Raw genomic sequence first — 22,115 nt, 5'->3', positions numbered from 1 at the left:
CGATTTTAGTTGGTTTTGGGCGTGATCCGGCGGATCTGGTCGCCCGCGGCGTCGTCGGCGCCGCGCGACTTGTTGACGGCGTAGACGGTGCCGTCGCCGGTGGGCAGTACGTGGTTGGGGAAGGTGCCGCCGTCGAGATTCGCCACGATGTTGCCGTTCGCATCCACCGCGGTGATCGTGCCGGCGCCGCGGCTTGCCACGTAGGCGAGCCCGGTATGCGGATCGAATGCCACGTAGACCGCGCCAGCGCCGACGTACACGTCGTGCAGCACTTCGCCGGTGTCGGCGTTGGCGATCACCAGGTTGTCGCTGCCCTGCGCGGCGACGTACAGGCGCCGACCCTTCGGATCGATCGCGACGCCGATGCCGCCATTGACGGTCGGGAAGCGGAACATCCTGTCGACCGCGCCGGTGGCGCCATCGAGCACCACGACCTCGCCGGTCGACAGGCCCACCGAGTAGAGCTCGCCGGCCACGGGGTCGAGGGCCAGCGCCATCGGCCCGAATTCTTCGCCGCGCACCTTCGATTCCACGGTCAGGTCCTGCACCACCTCGAGCGTCTTCGCATCGAACGCGACGAACTTGCCGCCGCCGAAGCCGCTGGCCCAGACGCGGTTGTCCTTGGTGTCCACCACCAGGTCGCGGCCATGCGGGAGCACGCCCTTGTCGAACTGCTTGACCAGCGACAGGTCGGACTGGCGGTAGACGGCCACCGTGTCGTCGCGCGTGTTGGTGACCCAGACGTTGCCGTTGGCCTCGTCGACGGCGACGCCATAGACGGCGTAGACGCGGCCATCCGTCTGCCCCTCGACCTGGGCAGGCGTGACGCGCGCGGTGATCTCCAGCGTGCGCGGATCCAGCTTGAGCAGCTCCGACTGCGTGACCGGCGGACGGCCGACTGCGGCGGTCACGAACAGGGCGTCCGACTTTGCGCTGTGCGCGACCTGGTAGAGACCCTGCACCAGCTGGTTGGTGACCACGTCGTAACGGTCCGCGCCCGACAGGGGTACATCCTTGGAGACCTTCAGTTCGATCACTGCGGCGGCGTCCGGGTTGGCGGCGCGCACGATGATCGGGTGGCGGCCGGTTGCGGCGTCGGCGGGCACCTGGACGCTGCCCTTGATGCGGCCTTCGGCGTCCGCGGTCCAGGGAGCGGCATTGAGCACGGTCTCGCCGCGCAGCAGGGTGACGGTCTGGCCGGGCTTGAAGCCCTGTCCGGTCATCTCGACCGAGTCGCCGGCCTTGATTACCGGACTCGCGGCCCGCACCGCACCCTTGAAATCGGGATCCGGCTGGCCGAATCCCTGCGCGCCCGCGGCGCCGACCGCGGCGCACAGGGCGAGGGACAGAACGGCGAGCCGGAAACGGCGCGAGGACAGCTTGGGCATGACGGACTCCTGGAACTCGGATTGGACCGGCCTGCGGGGCACCGGATGAGGACTGCTTGGTGTTTCGTATCCGCACTGTCGCCGCCGCGAGGCGGGCGTCATCGCGGGTGTGTGTCTGGTCCGTTCAACGAACGGGCTCGACGCCTTCCGCGCGACTGGGCGTGTCGCTGTGGTCGGCGATGCCCGTGACCATGTGCAGCGCCCACATCAGCGAGGCGCGGAACATCGGGCCATGGGTGAGCCGGGGAAATTCGCGGTAGCTCACCTGCAGGCCGTCGACCGCGGACAGGCGCTGGGCGAGTTTCTCGGCCGAATCCGGCGGCGCGGCTTCGATGCGGCGTAGATGCACCTGGACGCGCGGATCGGACAGGTCGCGGTGCGCCACCTGGCGCTCGCCTTCGCCCAGGCCGATCAGCACGCGCGCCGGCCGCCCCGCGTTGTTGGCGACGAAACGTTGCTCGGGCGCGCCGAGCAGGGCGCCATCGCCCCACCACAGCGACGGACTGCCGGCGGCATAGGTGTCGAAGGCACCGCTGCGCGTATAGAGCGTATGCAGCGCGAACAGCCCGGCCAGCGAATGGCCCCACAGCGTCTGCTGCGTCGGGTCGGTCGTGACACGCTGCTCGAGTTCGGGACGGATCTGGCGTTCGATGACTTCGAGCAGCGCATCCGCGCCGCCGCCACCGCTGACGGTGGTGCCGTCGCGCTGTGGTCGCTCGCCGGCGAACGGCGTGTAGTCGCGCGTGCGCGCTTCGGAATCGATGCGCAGCGCGTTGGGGTAGCCGACGAACACCAGCGCATGCGGCACGGGCCGGGCGGCGAGTTCGGCCAGCAGCGCCTCGTCGAACTCGATCAGCGCGGCGTTGCCGTCGAGCATCCAGAACGCGGGATAGCCGGCAGCAGGGGCCGGCGCCTTCGGCCTGGCAACGTGCACCCGCCAGGTGCGCGTGCCGTCGGCGCTGGCGACTTCGAAGCGCTCGAACGTGTAGTGCCGGGACACACGGTCGGCGACGGTCTCGCCGATCGTGCGCGTGGGATCGCGCTGCTGCGCAGCGGCGGTCGAGGGCACGCCCTGCAGCCCGCACAGCAGACCGGCCGCGATCGCGAACGTGGCCAGCCGGAGTGGGCGCCGGGAGTGGGGGCGGCATGTCTGCATGGGACGGGTCATCGTGCGATCAGAAGCCGATGTTCGTTGCCACGAACCATGCGCGTCCAGCCTCGTTGTAGGTGTAGGCGCCTGCCCCCTGGATCGCGTTGGGTGTGCCGAGGTTGACGCCCGACGCGTTGCCGCGGCGGAAGATGCGCTTGTCGAGCAGGTTGTCGACGCCCAGCGTGACGCTGACGCGGTCGGTGAGCCGGTAACGACCGCTCAGCCCGACCAGCGTGTAGGGCGGCATGCGGTCGGCAGCGCTGCCGGTGACCGGCTGGCCCTGGTAATCGAGGGCCTGTGGCACCTGTTCGCCATACAGCGTGGCCTTGGCCAGCAGCGACAGGCGGGGCCCGCCTGCCAGTCGAGGACGGTGTTGACGGTGTATTCCGGGATGGTCGACAGCGCCTCGCCGGTGCTGCGGTTCTTCGATTCGAGCATCCAGGTGACGTTGGTGTTCCAGCGCAGCGCGTCGGCCACCGGCAGCTCCAGGCTGCCTTCCAGGCCTTCGATCACCGCCCTGGGCACGTTGTCCCAGCGGAATACGTCGACGTTCCCGATGCGGTCGACCACGGTGCGGCCGGCTTCGACCTTGTCGCGATAGTCGTTGTGGAACCAGGTCAGCCCGGCCTGCACGCGGCCATCGGCGAACTGCAGGCCCAGCTCCTTGTTGATGCTGGTTTCGACATCGAGCGCTTCGTTGCCGACCAGGAAGCAGGCACCACCGCCGCCCCAGCAGCCGATGCCGTTGCTGTAGAGCGAATAGCCCGCATTGCTCTGGTAGAGGTTGGGCGCCTTGTACGCACGGGCGACGCCGGCGCGCAGGGTCCACGACGGCAGGAACTCGAATGCCGCGTTGAGGGCCGGACTGAAATTGCCGCCGTGGCGGTCGTGGTGGTCGTAACGCAGCGTCGGCGTCACCGTCAGGCGCTCGCCGATGTAGAGGTTGTCCTCGACGAACACCGAGGCGATGCGCGCGTCGGCGCGGCCATCCCAGGAGGTCGGCGGTACCGGCACGTTCGGCTGCGGATTGCGGTCCTTGAGCCCGGATGCGCTGTCGTCGAGCTGGCTGTCGGCCCACTCGGCGCCGAAGGTCAGCACGTGGTCGACGCTGTCGCCGGTGATGGTGTGATTGACCTCGCCATGCAGGGTCAGCGTGCGCAGATCGATGTCGCCGAAACCGCCGTCGACGATGAAGATGCCCTCGGTACCCCCGGCCAGGCCCTCCAGCAGCCGCGTGTTGCGGGTCTGCTCCAGCGCCGCGTAGACCAGCGAGCGCGTGGATGCGCCGTACTCGCCGCGATGGCTGAGGTCGACGGTCCGCCGGTAGACCCGGTTGGTCTCGTCGCCGATCCGCTCCAGCACTTCCGCATTGCTGTTGGTGTTCTGCGTGTCGCCGGCATAGAGGTTGCCCTGGCGGCTGAACCCCGCGCCGAGGTCGATGCGCTGGCCGGGCGCGATCTCCCACAGCAGCTTCGCGGCGAGATTGCGGTTGCGCACGCCTTCCCGGCCCGCCGGAAAGGTGCCGGCGTTGCTGCCGGTGCGCAAGGACGCATGGTCGCGGTTGATGTCGAAATCGTCCGATTCGACCTTGCCCACATTGCCGGACAGCCGGAACGACAGGCGCTCGGACAGAGGCCCGCTCATCGACAGCCCGGCGCGCTGGCTGCCGCCGTCGACGCCGTGCGTCGGCACCAGCCCATAGAGGTTCAGCGAGCCGCCGAAGGTGTCGCCGGGCGGGCGGGTGACGATGTTGACCACGCCGCCCGCGGCGCCGTTGCCATAGCGCGCAGCGGCCGGGCCACGCAGGACTTCGATGCGTTCGATCTGCTCCGGCGGTACCCAGCTGGTGTCGCCCCGCGTATCCCGCTCGCCGCGCCAGCCGTACCGCACCGAGTTGCGACTCGACACCGGGATGCCGTCGACCAGGATCAGCGTGTTCTCCGGACCCATGCCGCGGATGTCGATCTGGCGGTTGTTGCCGCGCTGGCCGCTGGTGGAATTTCCGGTCAGGTTCACGCCCGGCAGCGTGCGCAGGAACTCGGCGATATCGCTTCGCGGCGGTTGACGCTCGATGTCGTCGGCCAGGATCGTGGAGGCGCCCAGGGCCTGGCGTGCGATCTGCTCGGCGGTGACACGCACGGTATCGAGTTCGGTCGCTTCGTCGGTGGCGACGGGCTGGGCCAGCACGGGCGAGGCGAGCAGTAAAGCGAGGGAGACGGACAGGGCGGTCCGGATCTGACGGCGGGACGGGGACATCGAGTGGAGGCTCCGGAGGAGAGTCGCGCTTGGCGGTCGCTGGCGGTAGCGCCGTTGGGCGAATTGCCGCGATATTAGAATTAATGCGAACAATTCTCAATCAGTTCACGAAATGGCCTGCTGCTTCCCATTGCAGCGCGCTTCTTACAAATGCGACCTGTTATCATTCCCGTCGATGCCGCCTCCGGCATTCTCCCAGTCGCAGCGCCGGCGTTCCGGCCGTGACATCCGTCGATCGAGACCCGATGCACTCCGCAACCACCGCGCGCCCTGCCACGTCCGCCCTGCCGGTGCTGGTGTTCACCGCGCTTGCGGGCACCATGGCGATGATGGCGTTCGTGGCCGTGGTCGGGCCTGTCGTACGTCTGCTGGGGCTCGCTGAATGGCACGCCGGCCTGTCGGTCACCGCAGCCGGGGTGCTGTGGATGCTGTCGGCGCGGGGCTGGGGTCGCCTGAGCGACCGCATCGGCCGCCGTCGCGTGCTGCTGGCGGGGCTGGCCGGCTACGCGGTCGTCTATATCGCGATGGCGGTATTCGTCGATTCCGCCCTGCGCGCGCCGCCCGCGGTGTGGCTGTCGGTCGTCGTCCTGGTCGCCACCCGCGCGCTTGTCGGCTTGTTCTACGCCGCAATTCCGCCGACTGCTGCGGCGATGGTCGCCGACGAGGTGCCGCCCGGCCAGCGGGGCGGGGCGATGGCCAAGCTGGGCACGGCCAATGCCGTGGGCATGGTGCTGGGGCCGGCCGCTGCCGGCTGGATCGCGTTCCAAGGAATCGCCCTGGCCCTGTACGTCGCCGCGGCGCTGCCGCTGCTTTCGCTCGCGGTGCTGTGGTGGCGGTTGCCCGAAGCGCCACCGTCCGACCCCGCCCTGCGCAAGCCCCGGCCCGCGATGGCGCTGACCGATCCGCGCCTGCGGCTGCCGGTGTTCACGGTGTTCGCGGCGATGGTGTCGGTGACCATCGCCCAGGTCGTGGTCGGCTTCTTCGCGATCGATCGCCTCCAGCTTTCCCCCGCCGATGGCGCGCGCGTGGCCGGCCTTTCGCTGACTGCGGTCGGCATCGGTCTGGTGTGCGCGCAGAGCCTGGTGATGCGCCTGAAGTCGGTCGCGCCGGCGCGGTGGATCGCGATCGGCGCACTGGTCTCGGGCGTGGGCTTCGCATCCGTGGGCCTGGTCGGCACGCAATCGCAGTTGCTGCTCGCCTATGGCGCGGCCGCGTTCGGCATGGGTTTCGTGTTTCCGTCGTTCCAGGCGCTGGCGGCCGATTCGGTGGAGGCGCACGAACAGGGCGCCGCCGCGGGCACCGTCGCGGCCGTGCAGGGCATGGGCATGATCGCCGGCCCGCTGCTCGGCACCGTGCTCTATCGCTGGTCGCCGGCGCTGCCCTATCTGTTCGTCGGCATCGTGCTGGGGGTGCTGGCGGTCGTCGCAGTGGCCCATCAGGTGCGGCGGCCATGACCGCGGCCGCCCGCCCGCTGGCGCCCGCCACGATGGTGGACGACTCGGACAACCGGTTCCGGCTGCACGCGCCGGGCCGGAGTCTCGCCACCGACGGCGTGCAGGCGCGCCTGCCTGCCGGCCCGACGGCGACGCTCGGCGCACGCGTCGCGGCGTTCTTCGCGGCGCCGCGGCCGGGGCCGGACCTGCTGGTCGGCGCGCTCCCGTTCGATCCCCATCACGACGATGCGATCTACCAGCCGCTGCGCTCGGTACCGGCCACCGGCCCGCAGTCCACGCAGTCCGTTCGCCTGATCGCAGCGTCCGAGCAGCCAGCCGCCGCCGACTATGCGGCAGCGGTTGCCCGCTGCGTCGAGGGTCTGCGTGCAGCGCCCGACAGCGACGAAGCCCTGCGCAAGGTGGTCCTGGCCCGCGGCCTGCGGATGGAGGCGGACGTGGCGATCGACCCGCACGCGTTGGCGGTGCGGCTCGGTCACGATGCCAGCGTGACCACCTATGTGGTGCCGCTTCCGGTGGCGCCCGGCGACGCGCCGGCATGGCTGGTCGGCGCGACGCCGGAGCTGCTGGTGTCGCGCCGCGGACGGGACATCGTCTCGCATCCGCTGGCCGGTTCCGCCCGGCGGGATGGCGACAGTGTCCGCGACCGTGCTCGCACGGATGCGTTGCTGGCATCGGCCAAGGATCTGCGCGAGCACCGCTTCGTCGTCGAGGCGATCCTCGACGGCCTGGCGCCCCTGTGCAGCCGGCTGCAGGCGCCGGCGCGGCCCGCGCTGCTCGCGACCGAGACGATGTGGCACCTGGCCACGCGGATCACCGGCACGCTGAAGGACCCCGATGTGTCGTCGGCGATGCTCGCCGGCCTGCTGCATCCGACGCCGGCGGTCTGCGGCACCCCCCGAATGGCGGCGCTGCAGGCGATCCGCGAACTCGAACCCTTCGACCGCGGCTTCTATGCCGGCGCAGTGGGCTGGACGGATGCCTCGGGCGATGGCGACTGGTACGTCTCGATCCGCTGCGCGCGCGTGCAGGACAATGCGATGCACCTCTTCGCCGGGGCGGGTATCGTGGCCGACTCCGTGCCCGCGCTCGAGGTCGACGAGACCGCCGGCAAGTTCATGGCCCTGCGCAATGCGCTGGGCATCGACGGCGCCCGCGCCTGAGCGCCGCACATCAAGACGATGCAACACATGTCCGAGCCGACAGCCCGAGTTCCGCTGCGCCAGATCTGGCCCGATGATTTCGTCGCGCGTTATCGCGCTGCCGGCTACTGGCGCGGCGAGACCTTTCCAGCGTTCCTGCGCGCGCGGGCGCGCGAGTTCGCCGACGCGATCGCCGTGGTGGGCGGCGACACCCGCTGGACCTACGCACAGCTGTGGGAACAGGCCGAACGCATCGCCGCCGGCCTGCTGGCGCAGGGGCTCGTGCCCGGTGATCGTGTCGTCGTGCAGCTGGGCAACATTCCGGAATTCATCGCCGTGGTCTGCGCGCTGTTCCGCGCGCAGCTGGTGCCGGTCTATGCACTGCCGGCGCACCGGCTGACCGAGGTCGGCCACTTCGCCCGCAAGTCCGAAGCCAGCGCCTACATCAGCGCGGACCGCTACGAGGCATTCGATTACCGCGCCCTGGCGCGCGAGCTGCAGGCCGAGCTGCCGTCGGTGCGCCACGTCTTCGTTGTCGGCGATGCAGCGGAGTTCGTGGCCATCGGCGCGCTCGACGGCCCGCGCGACCCGCTGCCGGGCGATCCCGATCCGCAGTCGGTCGCGTTCCTGCAGATCTCCGGCGGCAGCACCGGCCTGTCGAAACTGATCCCGCGCACGCACGACGACTACATCTACAGCTTCCGCGCCAGCAACGCGCTGTGCGGCATCGATGCGGCCAGCGTGTACATGGTCGCGTTGCCGGCCGCGCACAACTTTCCGATGAGCTCGCCCGGATTCTTCGGCGCACTGTATGCAGGCGCGCGCGTGGTGCTGAGCCCGGGACCCGGGCCCGATGCGGCGTTCCCGCTGATCGCCCGCGAGCGCGTGACCTGTGTCGGTCTCGTGCCGCCGCTGGCGCTGCTGTGGGCCGACGCCGCGGGCAGGTCCACGCACGACCTGTCGAGCCTGCAGGTGCTGCAGGTCGGCGGTGCCAAACTCGTGCCCGAGGCCGCGCGGCGCGTCGTCGCCGGACTCGGCTGCCGGCTGCAGCAGGTCTTCGGCATGGCCGAAGGCCTGGTGAACTACACGCGTCTCGATGATCCCGAGGAACTCGTGCTGACCACACAGGGCCGGCCGATCAGTGACGACGACGAAGTGCTGGTGGTCGACGATCACGGCATGCCGGTCGCCGATGGCGAGGTGGGTCATCTGCTTGCGCGCGGCCCCTACACGATCCGCGGCTACCACAACGACGCCGCCGCGAACGCGCGTTCGTTCACCGCGGACGGCTTCTACCGGACCGGCGACATGGTGCAGCGGCTGCCGAGCGGCCATCTGGTGGTGCAGGGCAGGGCCACGGACCACATCAACCGCGCCGGCGAGAAGATCTCCGCCGAGGAAATCGAGGACCATCTGCTCGCGCATCCGCAGGTATTCGATGCGGCGGTGGTGTCGGTCCCCGACGACTACCTCGGCGAGCGCAGCTGCGCCTTCGTGATTCCCGGCGGCGAGAAGCCGCGGCCCGCCGAGCTCAAGGCCTGGGTACGTGGCCGTGGCCTGGCCGCGTTCAAGGTGCCTGACCAGATCGTGTTCGTCGATGCCTTCGGCACCACGGCGGTCGGCAAGATCAGCCGCCGCGAACTGCGGGCGCAATTGCGTGCGCGCTTCCTCGAAGACCAAAAGGACGCCGGCTGATGGGCCTTCCGAAGATCGCCGCATATCCGCTGCCCCGCGCCGACGAACTGCCGGTCGCGCGCGGGCAATGGCTGCCGCAGACGCATCGCGTGGCGCTGCTCGTGCACGACATGCAGCGCTACTTCCTGGCAGCCTTCGCCCAGGACGAGGCGCCGCTGTCGCACGCGATCGCCAATCTCGCGCGCCTGATCGCGCATTGCCGCAGTCGCGGCATTCCGGTGTTCTATACCGCGCAGCGCGGCAACCAGGACCGGCGCGACCGCGGCCTGCAGGCCGACCTGTGGGGGCCGGGCATGCAGTCCATTCCCGAACACGAGAGCATCATCGAAGCGCTGACGCCCGCGGACGGCGACCACGTGCTGGTGAAGCATCGATACAGCGCGTTCCAGCGCAGCAATCTCGACACCATGATGCGCGCGCGCGGCCGCGACCAGCTGCTGATCACCGGCGTGTACGCCCACATCGGCGTGCTGTCGACCGCGACCGAAGCCTTCCAGCGCGACATCGAAACCTTCGTCATCGCCGATGCGCTTGCCGACTTCTCGCGTGCCGACCACGACCTCGCGCTGCACTGGATCGCGCGCACCTGCGGCGTGCCGCTGACCACCGACCGACTTCTGGAGCTGTTGCCATGACCACCGACCGGACCGTGCCTCTGACCCTCGAGCGCATGCGCGCCGATGTCGCCAGGCTGATCGGCGAGGCGCCCGAGGACGTCGGCGACGACGACAACCTGATGGACCTGGGCCTGGATTCGATGCGCGTGCTGGGCCTGGTAATGGCCTGGGGCGAACACGGCCTGCCGCTGGAGTTCTCGCATCTGGCCGAACACACCACGCTTGCCGGCTGGTGGCAGGTGGTCCAGGGCCTGCAACGCGACCTGCCAGGCGCCGGATGACCACTGCGGCACTTCAGACTGGCGCGGACGTACAGGCCGCGGGCGTGCCGCTGACCGAAGCGCAGGCGGGCCTGTGGTATGCGCAGCGCCTGGCGCCGGATAACCCGGCGTTCAACACCGCGCATGCGCTGTGGATCGAAGGCGCGTTGGACGTGGCTGCATTCGCCTCGGCTGCAGATCGCGCCGCGCGCGAAGCGCCTGCACTGGGCCTGCGCATGCGCGAGACCGCCGATGGTCCGGTGCAATGGGTCGATGCCGCGCATCTGCCGCAGCTGGAGATCGTCGATCTCGGCGGCGAGGCCGACCCGCACGCGGCGGCACGCGCGGCGATGGGCCGCGATCGTCATGCGCCGGTGGACCCGGCGCGCGACCGGCTCGCACTGCAGCGGCTGTATGTGCTCGGCGGCGATCGCTACGTCTGGTATCTGCGCGTGCACCACCTGGCCACCGACGGTTATGGCATGGCCTTGCTGACCGAGCGGGTATGCGCGCTGTATGCGGATGCGGGCGCTGCGCCCGCGTTCGCGCCGCTCGACGGCGTGCTGGCCGAGGACGCGGCCTATCGCGCCTCCGACAAGCGCAAAGCCGACGCGGCCTACTGGCACGAGGCGCTGGCGGGCATGCCGGCCGCGACCGGTCTCGGCGGCGGCTTCGCCCACGCCGCGCATGATTGCCTGCGTCATGTCGAGCCTCTGGGTGCGGACTTTCGCGATGCACTCGCGCGCGCCGCCGCAGCGCTCGGCCAGCCCTGGCCGGACGTGCTGACCGCACTCACCGCCGGGTATTGCCAGCGCTTCGGCGGCCAGGGCGAGGCCGTGGTCGGCGTGCCTTTCATGGGGCGGCTGGGCAGCGCCTCGGCGCGCGTGCCGGCGATGGTCATGAATGTACTGCCGCTGCGTGTGCCGGCAATGCAGGATGCGCCGCTCGCGGACTTCATGCAGGCCATGGTCCGCGGCCTGGTGCGCGGCCGCCGTCATGGCCGCTACCGCGGCGAGCAGCTGCGGCGCGATCTCGGCCTGGTCGGCGGCCAGCGGCGCCTGCACGGTCCGCTGATCAACGTCCAGCCGTTCTACCGGCCGGCGAAGCTTGCTGGTGCGACGGCGACGCTGGAAATCCTTGCGACAGGTCCGGTCGACGACATCACGCTCGGCTTCCGCGGCGATGGCGCGCAGGCGCTGGATCTCGAGATCGAGGCGAACCCGGATCTGTATACCGCTGCCGATGTCGCCGCGCATGCGGCGCGGCTGCGCACGTTCCTGCTTGCCGCATTCGAATGCGCGGTGCAACCGGACGCGGGTCTCGACGATGTGCCGCTCGCCACGCCGGCCGAGTCCCGGCGCACGTTGTTCGAGTTCAATGCCACTGCGCATCCGGTGCCCGCAACGAGTCTGGCCGCGCTGATCGAAGCGTCGATGGCCGCCACCCCGGACGCCCCGGCGCTGATGTTCGACGGCGCGACCCTGACCTACCGCGAACTCGATGCGCGCACGCGCGCACTCGCGCAGGCCTTGCGCGCGCGCGGCGCCGGCGCCGACCACGTGGTCGCGGTCGCGATGCCGCGTTCGGTCGAGCTGATCGTCGCGCTGGTCGCGGTACTGCGTGCAGGCGCGGCCTATCTGTCGATGGATCTGGCGCATCCGCTGGAGCGTCGCGCCCGGATCCTGCGATCCGCAAGACCCATTGCGCTGCTCGCGCACGACGATGACGGCATCGAATGGCCGGAAGGTCTGCCGCATTACGCGCCGCGCGATTGGCCGCGGTCCAGTGAGGCGGAAGCCGCGCTGCCGGCGGTCGATCCAGGGCACGCGGCTTACGTCATCTACACCTCCGGCTCGACCGGCGAGCCCAAGGGCGTCGTCGTCGAGCACCGGGCGATCGTCAACCGCCTCGAATGGATGCGCACCCATTACGGCATCACGGCCTCCGACCGCATCCTGCAGAAGACGCCGGCGACCTTCGACGTCTCGGTCTGGGAATTCTTCCTGCCCATGCTGGCCGGCGCCACGCTTGTGGTCGCACCGCCGGACGCGCACCGCGATCCGGTGGCGATCGCGGGGCTGATCCGCGAGGCCGGCATCACCACGTTGCACTTCGTGCCGTCGATGCTGGCCACATTCCTCGCCGCGCCGCAGGCACGCGGGCTGTCGACGCGCCGCGTGTTCGTCAGCGGCGAAGCGCTGGACGCCGACCTGCGCGACCGCTTCCATGCGACGGTCGATGCCGAGCTGCACAATCTCTACGGGCCGACCGAAGCGGCGGTCGACGTCAGCTTCTGGCCGGCCGGCAGGACGGACAGCTCGCGGCCGGTGCCGATCGGGTTCCCGGTCTGGAACACCCGGCTGTACGTGCTCGACGCACGCATGCGGCCGTTGCCACCCGGCGTGGTCGGCGACCTCTACCTCGGCGGCGTGCAGCTTGCGCGCGGTTATCTGGGCCGCGACGACCTGACCGCCGAGCGCTTCCTCGACGATCCGCATCTGCCGGGCGAGCGCATCTACCGCACCGGCGATCTCGCGCGCTGGCGCGAGGGCGGGGCGGTCGAGTTCCTCGGCCGCAGCGACCACCAGGTCAAGCTGCGTGGCCTGCGGATAGAGCTGGGCGAGATCGAATCTGCAATCGTCGCCAGCGGCCTCGCCTCGCAGGCGGCGGTGATCGTGCGCGAGGACCGCGCTGGCGACCGGCGCCTGGTCGGCTACCTGCAGCCCGAACACGGCTTCGACCCTGCGGCCCTGCGTGCGGCCATTGCCGCCCAGTTGCCGGACTATATGGTGCCGGCGGCGTTCGTCGCGCTGACCGACTGGCCGGTGACCGCCAACGGCAAGCTCGACCGCGACGCGCTGCCCGCACCCGCATTCGAAGCGGGCGCGATCGCGCCTGCGCGCACGCCCACCGAGATCGCGCTCGCTGCACTGTTCGCCCAGACCCTCGGCGTCGAGCGCGTCGGCTCGGATTCGGATTTTTTCGCGCTCGGCGGTGATTCGCTGCTCGCCGTGCATCTGCTGCTCGCGATCCAGCAGCACTTCGGCCGCGACCCCGGCCTGGGTGCCCTGTTCGCGACGCCGACCGTCGCGGGCCTGAGCGCCGCGCTTGATGCGGGCAGCGACGTTGATCCCGACCACGGCCTGGCCCCGGTGATCGCGCTCGCGCAGGGCGACACGCGGCACGCACCGTTGTTCACCGTGCATCCGGCCGGCGGCATCGCCTGGTGCTACCGCGAACTCGCACACACGCTCGCGCCGACGCGCAGGGTGTTCGGCCTGCAGTCGCCGGCGCTGGATCTCGCGCAGCCGTTGCCGGGCAGTATCGAGATGCTTGCGGCGGAGTACGTCGAGCGTGTGATCGCGTTGCAGCCCGCGGGCCCGGTGCACCTGCTGGGCTGGTCGGTGGGCGGCATCCTTGCCCAGGCGATGGCCACGCGCCTGAGCAGCCTCGGTCGCGAGGTCGGGCTGCTTGCGCTGCTCGATGCCTACCCGGCCGAGGTCTGGCGCGCGGAGCCCGAGCCCGATCCGGTTGCAGCGCTGCGCGCATTGCTCGCCATCGCCGGCTACGACCCCGAGGCCTATCCCGGCCTGCAGACGCGCGAGGCCATCGTCGATTTCCTGCGTCGTGGCGACAGTGCGCTCGGCAATCTTCCCGGCGCCGTCCTTGACGGCGTGGTGCGCGCGGTCACCGACACCAACCGGCTTGTACGCCTGCACCACCACACGCGCTTCGACGGCCCGATCCTGCACGTCCGCGCCGGGCGCGACCATGCCGGCCAGCCGCATCTGCAGTCGTCGCTGTGGGCGCCGCACGCGGCCCGGGTCGACTCTGTCGAGCTGCCGTTCCTGCACGCCGAGCTGACCGGCCGCGACGCCACCGCCTACATCGCGCCGCTGCTGGACGCGCGTCTTGCAGCGTTCGATGCCGAGTCCGGATGAGCGCAGTCTCCGGATGATCTGCGAAGCTGGCGGCACAGCGCGAGGCCATCCCGGTGACGCCGCCCCGGCGCATGCACTTGGTGATTCCAAAAAGTACCTGCAAACCGTTTGCGCCAGACTCCACCCGAAACGCCAGCACTCCGGAACTTCTCCATGCAGCTCACAGGTTTTGACGGAAAGATCGCCCTCGTGACCGGCGCTGCCGGCGGCATCGGTCGCGCGGTCGCGCGCCTGCTGCGCCAGAGCGGCGCGACAGTGGTCGCAACGGATCGGGAGGCGTCCATGGTCGAGGTGCTCGATGACCATGATCGGGCCTCGGCCGGCTGCGCCGCGACGCCTCGCTCCGGGGTAGAAGCCGCGCAAGCCCTTGGGCCGCGGCGATCAGGCGCCGCGTCTGCGGACAGGGAAGCGGTGCCGGGGGCCGGTGTTGCGGGCTTTCATCCGTATCCGCTCGACGTCGCCGATGCCGACGCCGTCGATGCGCTTGTCGCACGGATCGAAGCCGAGCTCGGCCCCATCGATCTCGCGGTCAATGTCGCCGGCATCCTGTCGACCGCGTCGGTTCTCGACCTCACCGCCGAGGAATGGCGCCGCACCTTTGCCGTGAACACCGACGGCGTATTCCACGTGTCCCAGGCGCTGGCCAGGGTCATGGCACCCCGCCGTCGTGGCGCGATGGTGACCGTCAGTTCCAATGCTGCCGGCATCCCGCGGCAGAACATGGCCGCCTATGCGGCATCCAAGGCCGCGACGACGATGTTCGTGCGCTGCCTCGGCCTGGAGCTCGCGCCGCTCGGCATCCGCTGCAACATCGTCGCGCCGGGCTCGACGCGCACGCCGATGCAGACCGGCATGTGGACCGACGCCGGCGGCGAGGCACGCACCATCGCCGGCACTCTGGAGACGTTCAAGAGCGGCATCCCGCTGGGCAAGCTCGCCGAGCCGGAGGACATCGCGCATGCGGTGATGTTCCTTCTGTCGGAACAGGCCGGGCACATCGCGATGAGCGATCTCTACGTGGACGGCGGCGCCACGCTGCGGGCCTGAGGGCCGGTGTTCGGGCACCAGCGCCGCGCACGGCCGGGGCGCCCGGAGCCTGTGCAAGGTCTGCATGAAGCCACCGCGTAAGCGTCGGCCGGCCTGGGCGCGCTGCGCAGGCGGGGATCGGACGCCCGGAGACCGACGTCGGCTTGAGGTCATCACCGCGGTGCGGTCCGATCACCCGACCAGATGGCCGCTCGTCGTTCCCCGGGATCCACATCGAGGTGCGCGGGTCAAGCGGGCATTGCGGGGCCGTTCGCCGTGGTGGCTATTTTTTGACCAGGCAATCGCGCGCCACTCCGCAAGCGGCCTTGCGGGGCTTATCCACACCTTTGTCATCGGACCATCCACACCGTCTGTGGACAGCGGGCCGGAGAGGCGCGAGAAGCGCGGCGTCAAGTGGCGAGGCGCGCGCGGGTCCGCTCGGCCAGCGGCACCGGTCCGGGTCTCCTGCGGCTTCCGGCACGTGGCCGGACCGCCCTGCGGTCGGGGTGGAAGGCGCCGCGTCGGCTGGCGGCGGACGAGTCCGGGCCGGCGCTCGCGCGCACAGTCGAGCGGCGGCGTTGTCCCGAGGAAAGCGGACCGCAGCGCATGCGACCGCCCGGATTTTGCAGCGCAGCAAGCACTTTCAGGTGCAGCTGCTAGAGTGCGGACACCGCCGAATTCCTGCGCCGTCCCATGCCTCCTTCCGTTGAACCGCGTCTCCTTTTTTTTGGTCCCGCCAGTGTTAGCGCTAACTTTCTTTGTGCGGGAGCACGTCAGTGACGGTCGTCGCAGGCCTCGACGCGGGAACGCAGAGCGTCAAGCTGGTGGTGTACGACGCGGACGCGCGCGTGGTCCTCGCCAGTGCCAGTGCCCCGCTCGATCTGACGAGTGGCGATGACGGCAGCCGGGAGCAGGATCCTGCCGCCTGGGTGGATGCGATGCGCGCTTGCTTCGCGGCGATCGACGTCGGCCTGCGTCATCGCATCGCTGCGCTCGGCGTGTCCGGGCAACAGCATGGTTTCGTGCCGGTCGATGAGGCGGGGCAGGTACTCGGTCCGGCCAAGCTGTGGTGCGACACCAGCACGAGCGCCCAGTGCGGCCCGATCATGGACGCGGTAGGCGGGCCCGCGCGCTGCATCGAACTGGCGGGGAATCCGATCCTGGCCGGCTACACCGCATCCAAGCTGCCCTGGACGCGCGAACACCGGCCGGAGGTCTACGCCAGGCTCGCGACGATCCTGCTGCCGCACGACTATCTGAATTTCGTCCTCACCGGCGAGCGCTACTGCGAGCACGGCGATGCGTCGGGCACCGGCTGGCTGGATGTGCGCACACGGCAGTGGTCGGCGGAGCTGCTGGCGGCGACCGATGCGGGGCGCGACCTCGGCGGCTGCCTGCCGCCCCTGGTCGATGCGGATGCGTCGTTCGCGATCCTGCCCGGTATCGCCACCGAGCTCGGCCTGTCGCGGGATGTGCGCGTGTCCGCCGGCGGCGGCGACAACATGATGGCCGCGATCGGCACCGGCTGCGTGAGCGAAGGCCGGCTGACGATGAGCCTGGGGACGTCGGGCACGCTGTTCGCGTATGCCGACCAGCCGATCGTCGACCCCGGCGGCGCCTGGGCTGCGTTCTGTTCCTCGAGCGGCGGCTGGCTGCCGCTGATCTGCACGATGAACTGCACCGTCGTCACCGAGCAGGTCGCCAAGATGTTCGGCTTCAGTACCCGCGACGGCGATGCCCGTATCGACGCGACGCAGCCGGGCGCCGACGGCCTCACCTTCCTGCCGTTCCTCAACGGCGAACGCACGCCGGACCTGCCGCTGGGCAAGGGCGTGCTGGCGGGCCTGGCCCCGCACAACATGCGCGAGGCGCAGATCTACCGGGCGGCGATGGAAGGCGCGACCTACAGCCTGCGCTACGGCTACGACGCCTTCGTCGCCGCAGGCATGCAGTTCGATCGCATCGCGCTCACCGGCGGCGGCGCCAACAGCGCGGCATGGCGACAGATGGTGGCGGACGTGTTCGACTGTCCTGTCGACGTGCCCGCCCAGACCGAGAGCGCAGCGTTCGGCGCGGCCTTGCAGGCGCTATGGTCACTGTCGCGCAGTCGCGGCGAGGCGACCACACTGGCCGCACTCGCTGCCGAGCATGTCGCGGTCGATCCGGCGCTGGGCTGTTCGCCCGATCCCGAACGCGTCCGCGCCTATCGACCGGCCTATCAGCGCTTCCTGCGACACCTCGATGCGGTCCGTCCGCTGTACGCCGAGTCGCCGCCCGCCCCACTGCAATGACGACGGCCCATCGCAAGCCGACGATCCCCATCCTCGAGGCGCGCGAGCACGCGCCCGGCTTCATCACTCTTTCCACGCACCACACGAGACCCCCACATGAGCGCACAGCATTTCATCGGTGACCGCGAGTACTTCCCCGGCATCGGCACCATCCCGTTCGAAGGTCGCGATTCCGACAATCCGCTCGCCTTCAAGGTCTACGAGGCGAACCGCCGCATCGGCGGCAAGACGATGGCCGAACACCTGCGGTTCGCCGTCTGCTACTGGCACACGTTCTCCAATGCCGGCCAGGATCCCTTCGGTCCCGGCACGCGGCGTTTCCCCTGGGAGGGCGGCACGCCGCTCGCCGCCGCCGAGGCAAAGGTCGACGCCGCGTTCGAATTCTTCACCAAGCTCGGCGTGCCGTACTGGTGCTTCCACGATGTCGACCTGTCGCCGGATTCCGAAGACATCGGCGAGTACGAGAAGAACCTCAAGCACATGGTCGCGCTTGCCAAGGAGCGGCAGCAGGCCACCGGCATGCAACTGCTGTGGGGCACGGCCAACCTGTTCTCGCACCCGCGCTACATGAACGGTGCCTCGACCAATCCCGATTTCGCAGTGGTCGCGCGCGCTGCCGTGCAGGTCAAGGCGGCGCTGGAGGCGACGGTCGAGCTGGGCGGCGAGCACTACGTGTTCTGGGGCGGCCGCGAGGGCTACGCCAGCCTGCACAACACCGACATGAAGCGTGAGCTGCAGCATTTCGCCCGCTTCCTGACCATGGCGCGCGACTACGGACGCAGCATCGGCCTCAAGGGCAACTTCCTCATCGAGCCCAAGCCGATGGAGCCGATGAAGCACCAGTACGACTTCGACAGCGCGACCGTCGCCGGCTTCCTCAAGGAGCACGGCCTCGAGAAGGACTTCAAGCTCAACATCGAAGCGAACCACGCGACGCTGTCGGGCCATACCTTCGAGCACGACCTGCAGGTGGCCAGCGATCACGGCCTGCTCGGCAGCATCGATGCCAACCGCGGCAATGCGCAGAACGGCTGGGATACCGACCAGTTCCCGACCGATCTCTACGACACCGTCGGCGCGATGCTGGTGGTGCTGCGCCAGGGCGGCATCGAGGGTGGCCTCAACTTCGATGCCAAGCCGCGGCGCGAATCCACCGACATGGAGGACCTGTTCATTGCCCACATCGGCGGCATGGATGCGTTCGCCCGGGGTCTGGAAGTGGCGCACGCACTGCTCGAGGACTCGCCGTGGGAGCAGTGGCGCAAAGAGCGCTACGCGAGCTTCGATTCCGGTGACGGCCAGGCCTTCGAAGCCGGCCGCCTGTCGCTGACCGATCTGTACGGCATCGCCTCGAAGGCCGGCGAGCCGCAGCAGCGCAGCGGCCGCCAGGAAGCCTACGAGAACCTGCTCAACCAGTACCTGCTGCGCTGAGGGCAGGGCAGCATGACGTCACGGGCCGCCTGCGCAGACTCCGGATCACCCTCCGGACGCGCAGCGGCCCCGTTGTCATGCTGCCGCCTATTTCTGCCGCGGCGGGCGCGCCACCGAATCGCGCACGATCAGCCGGTGCGCGATCACGTGGTCGCTGAGCACCCGAGTGGTGGCGTCGTTGCGGCGGATGCCGCGCACCAGGACGTCGATCGCGGTGTTGGCCATCGCGGCGATCGGCTGGCTGATCGTGGTCAGTTCCGGCCAGACGGTGGTCGCGGCCGAGCTGTCATCGAAGCCCACCACCGACAGGTCGCGTGGCACGTCCAGGCCGCGCCGGTGGGCGACGGAGATCGCGGCGGCGGCCATGTCGTCGTTGGACGCCAGGATCGCCGTGGGCGGCTTGCGCAGCGCCAGCAGCGTCTCGGTCGCGGCGAGCCCCGAACGGTAGGTGTAGTCGCCCTGTTGCACCAGCGCCGGCTCCAGCTCGATCCCTGCCTCGTCGAGCGCCGCCTTGAAGCCCTCGTAGCGGCGGGTGGAGGCGCTGAGATACGTACCGCCCTTGATGCAGCCGATGCGCGTGTGCCCGTGCTGGATCAGGTGTTCGGTGATTTCCTTGGCCGCGCGGAATTCGTCGACGCGCACGCAGGAGATGTCGTCGCTGAAATGTCCCGACGCGATCGCGACCACGGGTACGCCGGCGCGCACGAATTCGTTGACCGCCGCCTTCGATTCGCACAGCGGCGGCGGCAGGATGATCCCGTCCACCCGCTTGGCCAGGGCACGTGCGGCCTTGCGTTCGGCATTGGCGTCGAGTTCGTCCCAGTAGTCGATGACCAGCTGGATCGCGGTGGCCGAGGCCACGCGCAGCAGGCCGACCAGAAGCTCGCGCAGATAGGCGCCGCTGGGATTGGTATAGACCAGCGCGATGCGCGTGTGCTGCGCGGCAGCCAGCGAGCTCGCCGCCAGATTGGGCGTGTAGTGGAGTTCGCGCACCGCGCTGAGCACGCGTTCGCGCGTGCTCTCGCGCACCTTGCCCTGGTTGTTGATCACCCGCGAGATCGTCATCGGCGACACGCCGGCGTGGGCCGCCACTTCCGCGATGGTCACGCCGCGTGTCTTGCGGCGGACCGATTTCCTGGGTTTCTCCAACGTTCGTTCCTTCACTTGCCAGGCGACGGGCCGACCTTGGCGCAGGGCGGGCCCATCGCATGAAAGCCGGTTCCCGGGGGGGATCCATATGCCGTGGATGTTAACGCTAACCCATGCGGGGGACGATCCGCGTCCACCGCGCATCGCCAGAACCGTGGCTGCGCTGGTGTGCTGGGGCGTACTGCTGGCCGCGATGCCTGCGTTGCACGCCGAGGACGGCTACGAGCTGTGGCTGCGCTACGCGCCGGCAGTCGTGGCCGATCCGGATTCGCACGGCCCGGGCATCGCGCAGCTCGTGGCCGGATCGGAATCGCCGGTCCAGGCGGCGACGCGACGTGAGCTTCTGCGTGGTCTGCAGGCGTTGTCCGGAGTTGCGCCGGTCGGCGCCGATACGGTGACCGAGGATGCCGCGCTGCTCGTCGGCACGCCGGCGTCTTCGTCGCAGATTGCCCGCCTGGGTCTCGACCTGGAAGGACTGGGGCGCGAGGGCTACCGGATCCGCAGCGCCATCGTCGATGGCCATGCGACGACGGTGGTGGCGGCCAACGACGATATCGGCGTGCTCTATGGCGCCTTCCATCTGCTGCGCCTGCTGCAGACCGGCCAACCGCTCGCCGACCTCGACATCCGCGAGGCGCCGCGCCTGCAGGTGCGGGTACTCAACCATTGGGACGACCTCGACCGCTACGTCGAACGCGGCTATTCGGGACAGTCGATCTGGGACTGGCATCGCCTGCCGGGCTGGCTGGACCCGCGCTATACCGACTATGCGCGGGCCAATGCCTCCATCGGCATCAACGGCGCCGTGCTCAACAACGTCAATGCGAATGCAGACGTGCTGACACCCATGTACCTGGAGAAGGTCGCGGCGATCGCCGGCGTGTTGCGCCCCTACGGCATGAAGGTCTACCTGAGCGCGCGCTTCAGTGCGCCGATGCAGATCGGCGGTCTCGCCACGGCCGACCCCGTCGATCCCGCGGTCCAGGCCTGGTGGCGCGCGAAGGCGGATGAGATCTACAGCGCGATCCCCGACTTCGGCGGCTTCCTGGTCAAGGCCAACTCCGAGGGTCAGCCCGGCCCGCAGGACTACGGCCGCAGCCACGCCGATGGCGCCAACATGCTGGCCGATGCGCTCGCGCCCCATGGCGGAATCGTGATGTGGCGTGCCTTCGTCTATTCCGACGAGGAGCCGGTCGACCGCGCCAGGCAGGCCTACAACGAGTTCGTGCCGCTCGACGGGCGCTTCCGCGACAACGTGCTGGTCCAGGTCAAGAACGGCCCGATCGACTTCCAGCCGCGCGAGCCCTTCCATCCGCTGTTCGGCGCGATGCCGCGGACACCACTGATGATGGAGTTCCAGATCACCAAGGAGTATCTGGGTTTCTCCACGCACCTCGCCTACACCGGCCCGCTTTACGAGGAGGTGCTGCGCGCCGACACCCACGTGCAGGGCCCGGGCTCCAGCGTCGCGCGGGTGATCGACGGCTCACTGCACGGCCACGCGCTCACGGGGATCGCCGGCGTCGCCAACATCGGCAGCGACCGCAACTGGAGCGGTTCGCATTTCGACCAGGCCAACTGGTATGCGTTCGGCCGGCTGGCATGGAATCCGGAGCTGTCGTCACGCGACATCGCGGTCGAGTGGACACGGATGACATTCTCGAACGACGCCGCCGTGGTCGAGCCGGTGGTCGGCATGATGATGGCCTCGCGCGAGGCGGTGGTGGACTACACCGGTGCGCTCGGCCTGCATCACCTGATGGGACGCGGCCATCACTACGGCCCGGGCCCGTGGGTGGACGGCGGGCCGCGCGCGGACTGGACCTCGGTGTATTTCCACCGGGCGGACCGCAACGGCATCGGCTTCGACCGCACGCGCCGCGGCAGCGATGCGGTCTCGCAGTACGCGGCCCCGGTGGCCGGTGTCTTCGACGACGTCGCGCAAACGCCGGAAGAGCTGCTGCTGTGGTTCCACCACGTGCCCTGGGACCACCCGATGCGCAGTGGGCGCAGGCTGTGGGACGAGCTGGTGTTTCGCTACGACCGCGGGGTGGATGCCGTGCGCGACATGCGCGCCGCCTGGTCCGGTCTCGACGGCCGCATCGATGCCGGGCGCCATGCGCAGGTCGCGGCGTTCCTCGCGATCCAGCAGGACGAGGCGCAGTGGTGGCGCGATGCCAGCGTGGCGTACTTCCAGTCGATCTCCGGGATGCCGCTGCCCGCGGGCGCCGCGCCGCCGCCGCATGCGCTCGAACACTACAAGACGCTGGAATTTCCGCATGCGCCGGGGGACACGAAGTGAGCGAACGATCGGGGAA

15 protein-coding genes are annotated in these 22,115 nt (G+C 69.7%); 10 read left to right on the top strand and 5 right to left on the bottom strand.

Features of this window, described 5'->3' with window-relative positions; genetic code table 11:
• Positions 1–5 precede the first annotated feature (5 nt).
• The 4 genes from CNR27_RS12350 to CNR27_RS12340 all read right to left on the bottom strand — a co-directional run bounded on the left by CNR27_RS12350 (position 6) and on the right by CNR27_RS12340 (position 4,794).
• Complete coding sequence (locus CNR27_RS12350) at positions 6–1,388, bottom strand: Vgb family protein (RefSeq protein ID WP_096299198.1); 1,383 nt, start codon at positions 1,386–1,388, stop codon at positions 6–8.
• Positions 1,389–1,512: 124 nt separating this feature from the next.
• The gene (locus CNR27_RS12345) at positions 1,513–2,556 is read right to left on the bottom strand and encodes an alpha/beta hydrolase (protein WP_245815625.1); all 1,044 of its coding nucleotides are present in this window, start codon (positions 2,554–2,556) and stop codon (positions 1,513–1,515) included.
• 7 nt (positions 2,557–2,563) lie between these two features.
• Positions 2,564–2,785: a TonB-dependent receptor gene (locus tag CNR27_RS15815; RefSeq protein ID WP_281253052.1), complete on the bottom strand. Its 222-nt coding sequence runs from the start codon at positions 2,783–2,785 to the stop codon at positions 2,564–2,566.
• Complete coding sequence (locus tag CNR27_RS12340) at positions 2,758–4,794, bottom strand: FepA family TonB-dependent siderophore receptor (protein WP_281253051.1); 2,037 nt, start codon at positions 4,792–4,794, stop codon at positions 2,758–2,760. The genes CNR27_RS15815 and CNR27_RS12340 overlap by 28 nt, the downstream gene beginning before the upstream one ends.
• 245 nt (positions 4,795–5,039) lie before the next feature.
• Here CNR27_RS12340 and CNR27_RS12335 point away from each other — a divergent pair, with 245 nt between their 5' ends.
• The 9 genes from CNR27_RS12335 to xylA all read left to right on the top strand — a co-directional run bounded on the left by CNR27_RS12335 (position 5,040) and on the right by xylA (position 18,648).
• A complete protein-coding gene (locus CNR27_RS12335; RefSeq protein ID WP_096299194.1) occupies positions 5,040–6,248 on the top strand; it encodes an MFS transporter in 1,209 nt (402 codons plus the stop codon).
• A complete protein-coding gene (locus CNR27_RS12330; RefSeq protein WP_096299192.1) occupies positions 6,245–7,408 on the top strand; it encodes an isochorismate synthase in 1,164 nt (387 codons plus the stop codon). The genes CNR27_RS12335 and CNR27_RS12330 overlap by 4 nt, the downstream gene beginning before the upstream one ends.
• A 27-nt stretch (positions 7,409–7,435) precedes the next feature.
• A complete protein-coding gene (locus tag CNR27_RS12325) occupies positions 7,436–9,082 on the top strand; it encodes a (2,3-dihydroxybenzoyl)adenylate synthase (protein ID WP_096299190.1) in 1,647 nt (548 codons plus the stop codon).
• Positions 9,082–9,717 carry an isochorismatase family protein gene (locus CNR27_RS12320; protein ID WP_096299188.1) on the top strand — a complete coding sequence of 212 codons (636 nt, stop codon included), beginning with the start codon at positions 9,082–9,084 and terminating at the stop codon, positions 9,715–9,717. The genes CNR27_RS12325 and CNR27_RS12320 overlap by 1 nt, the downstream gene beginning before the upstream one ends.
• The gene (locus tag CNR27_RS12315) at positions 9,714–9,980 is read left to right on the top strand and encodes a phosphopantetheine-binding protein (RefSeq protein WP_096299186.1); all 267 of its coding nucleotides are present in this window, start codon (positions 9,714–9,716) and stop codon (positions 9,978–9,980) included. The genes CNR27_RS12320 and CNR27_RS12315 overlap by 4 nt, the downstream gene beginning before the upstream one ends.
• Positions 9,977–13,900 (top strand): non-ribosomal peptide synthetase, encoded by a 3,924-nt coding sequence (locus CNR27_RS12310; RefSeq protein WP_096299184.1) that lies wholly within the window; start codon positions 9,977–9,979, stop codon positions 13,898–13,900. Before CNR27_RS12315 ends, CNR27_RS12310 begins: the two co-directional genes overlap by 4 nt.
• Before the next feature lie 153 nt (positions 13,901–14,053).
• Complete coding sequence (locus CNR27_RS12305; protein ID WP_096299183.1) at positions 14,054–14,947, top strand: 2,3-dihydro-2,3-dihydroxybenzoate dehydrogenase; 894 nt, start codon at positions 14,054–14,056, stop codon at positions 14,945–14,947.
• A 755-nt stretch (positions 14,948–15,702) separates the two neighbouring features.
• Complete coding sequence (xylB, locus tag CNR27_RS12300; RefSeq protein ID WP_096299181.1) at positions 15,703–17,217, top strand: xylulokinase; 1,515 nt, start codon at positions 15,703–15,705, stop codon at positions 17,215–17,217.
• A gap of 96 nt (positions 17,218–17,313) precedes the next feature.
• Positions 17,314–18,648: a xylose isomerase gene (gene xylA, locus CNR27_RS12295; RefSeq protein WP_096299179.1), complete on the top strand. Its 1,335-nt coding sequence runs from the start codon at positions 17,314–17,316 to the stop codon at positions 18,646–18,648.
• 87 nt (positions 18,649–18,735) lie between these two features.
• Here the strand turns inward: xylA and CNR27_RS12290 are convergent, their stop codons facing one another.
• Complete coding sequence (locus tag CNR27_RS12290; protein WP_096300629.1) at positions 18,736–19,797, bottom strand: LacI family DNA-binding transcriptional regulator; 1,062 nt, start codon at positions 19,795–19,797, stop codon at positions 18,736–18,738.
• Positions 19,798–19,990: 193 nt separating this feature from the next.
• Here CNR27_RS12290 and CNR27_RS15775 point away from each other — a divergent pair, with 193 nt between their 5' ends.
• Positions 19,991–22,099, top strand: a complete 2,109-nt coding sequence (locus tag CNR27_RS15775) for an alpha-glucuronidase family glycosyl hydrolase (protein ID WP_245815814.1) — start codon at positions 19,991–19,993, stop codon at positions 22,097–22,099.
• The last annotated feature ends 16 nt before the right edge of the window (positions 22,100–22,115 follow it).

Source organism: Luteimonas chenhongjianii, from assembly GCF_002327105.1.
Lineage (GTDB): Bacteria > Pseudomonadota > Gammaproteobacteria > Xanthomonadales > Xanthomonadaceae > Luteimonas > Luteimonas chenhongjianii.
Note: the sequence above shows the minus strand (reverse complement) of the source record. Positions and strands in the feature narration are given on the sequence as shown.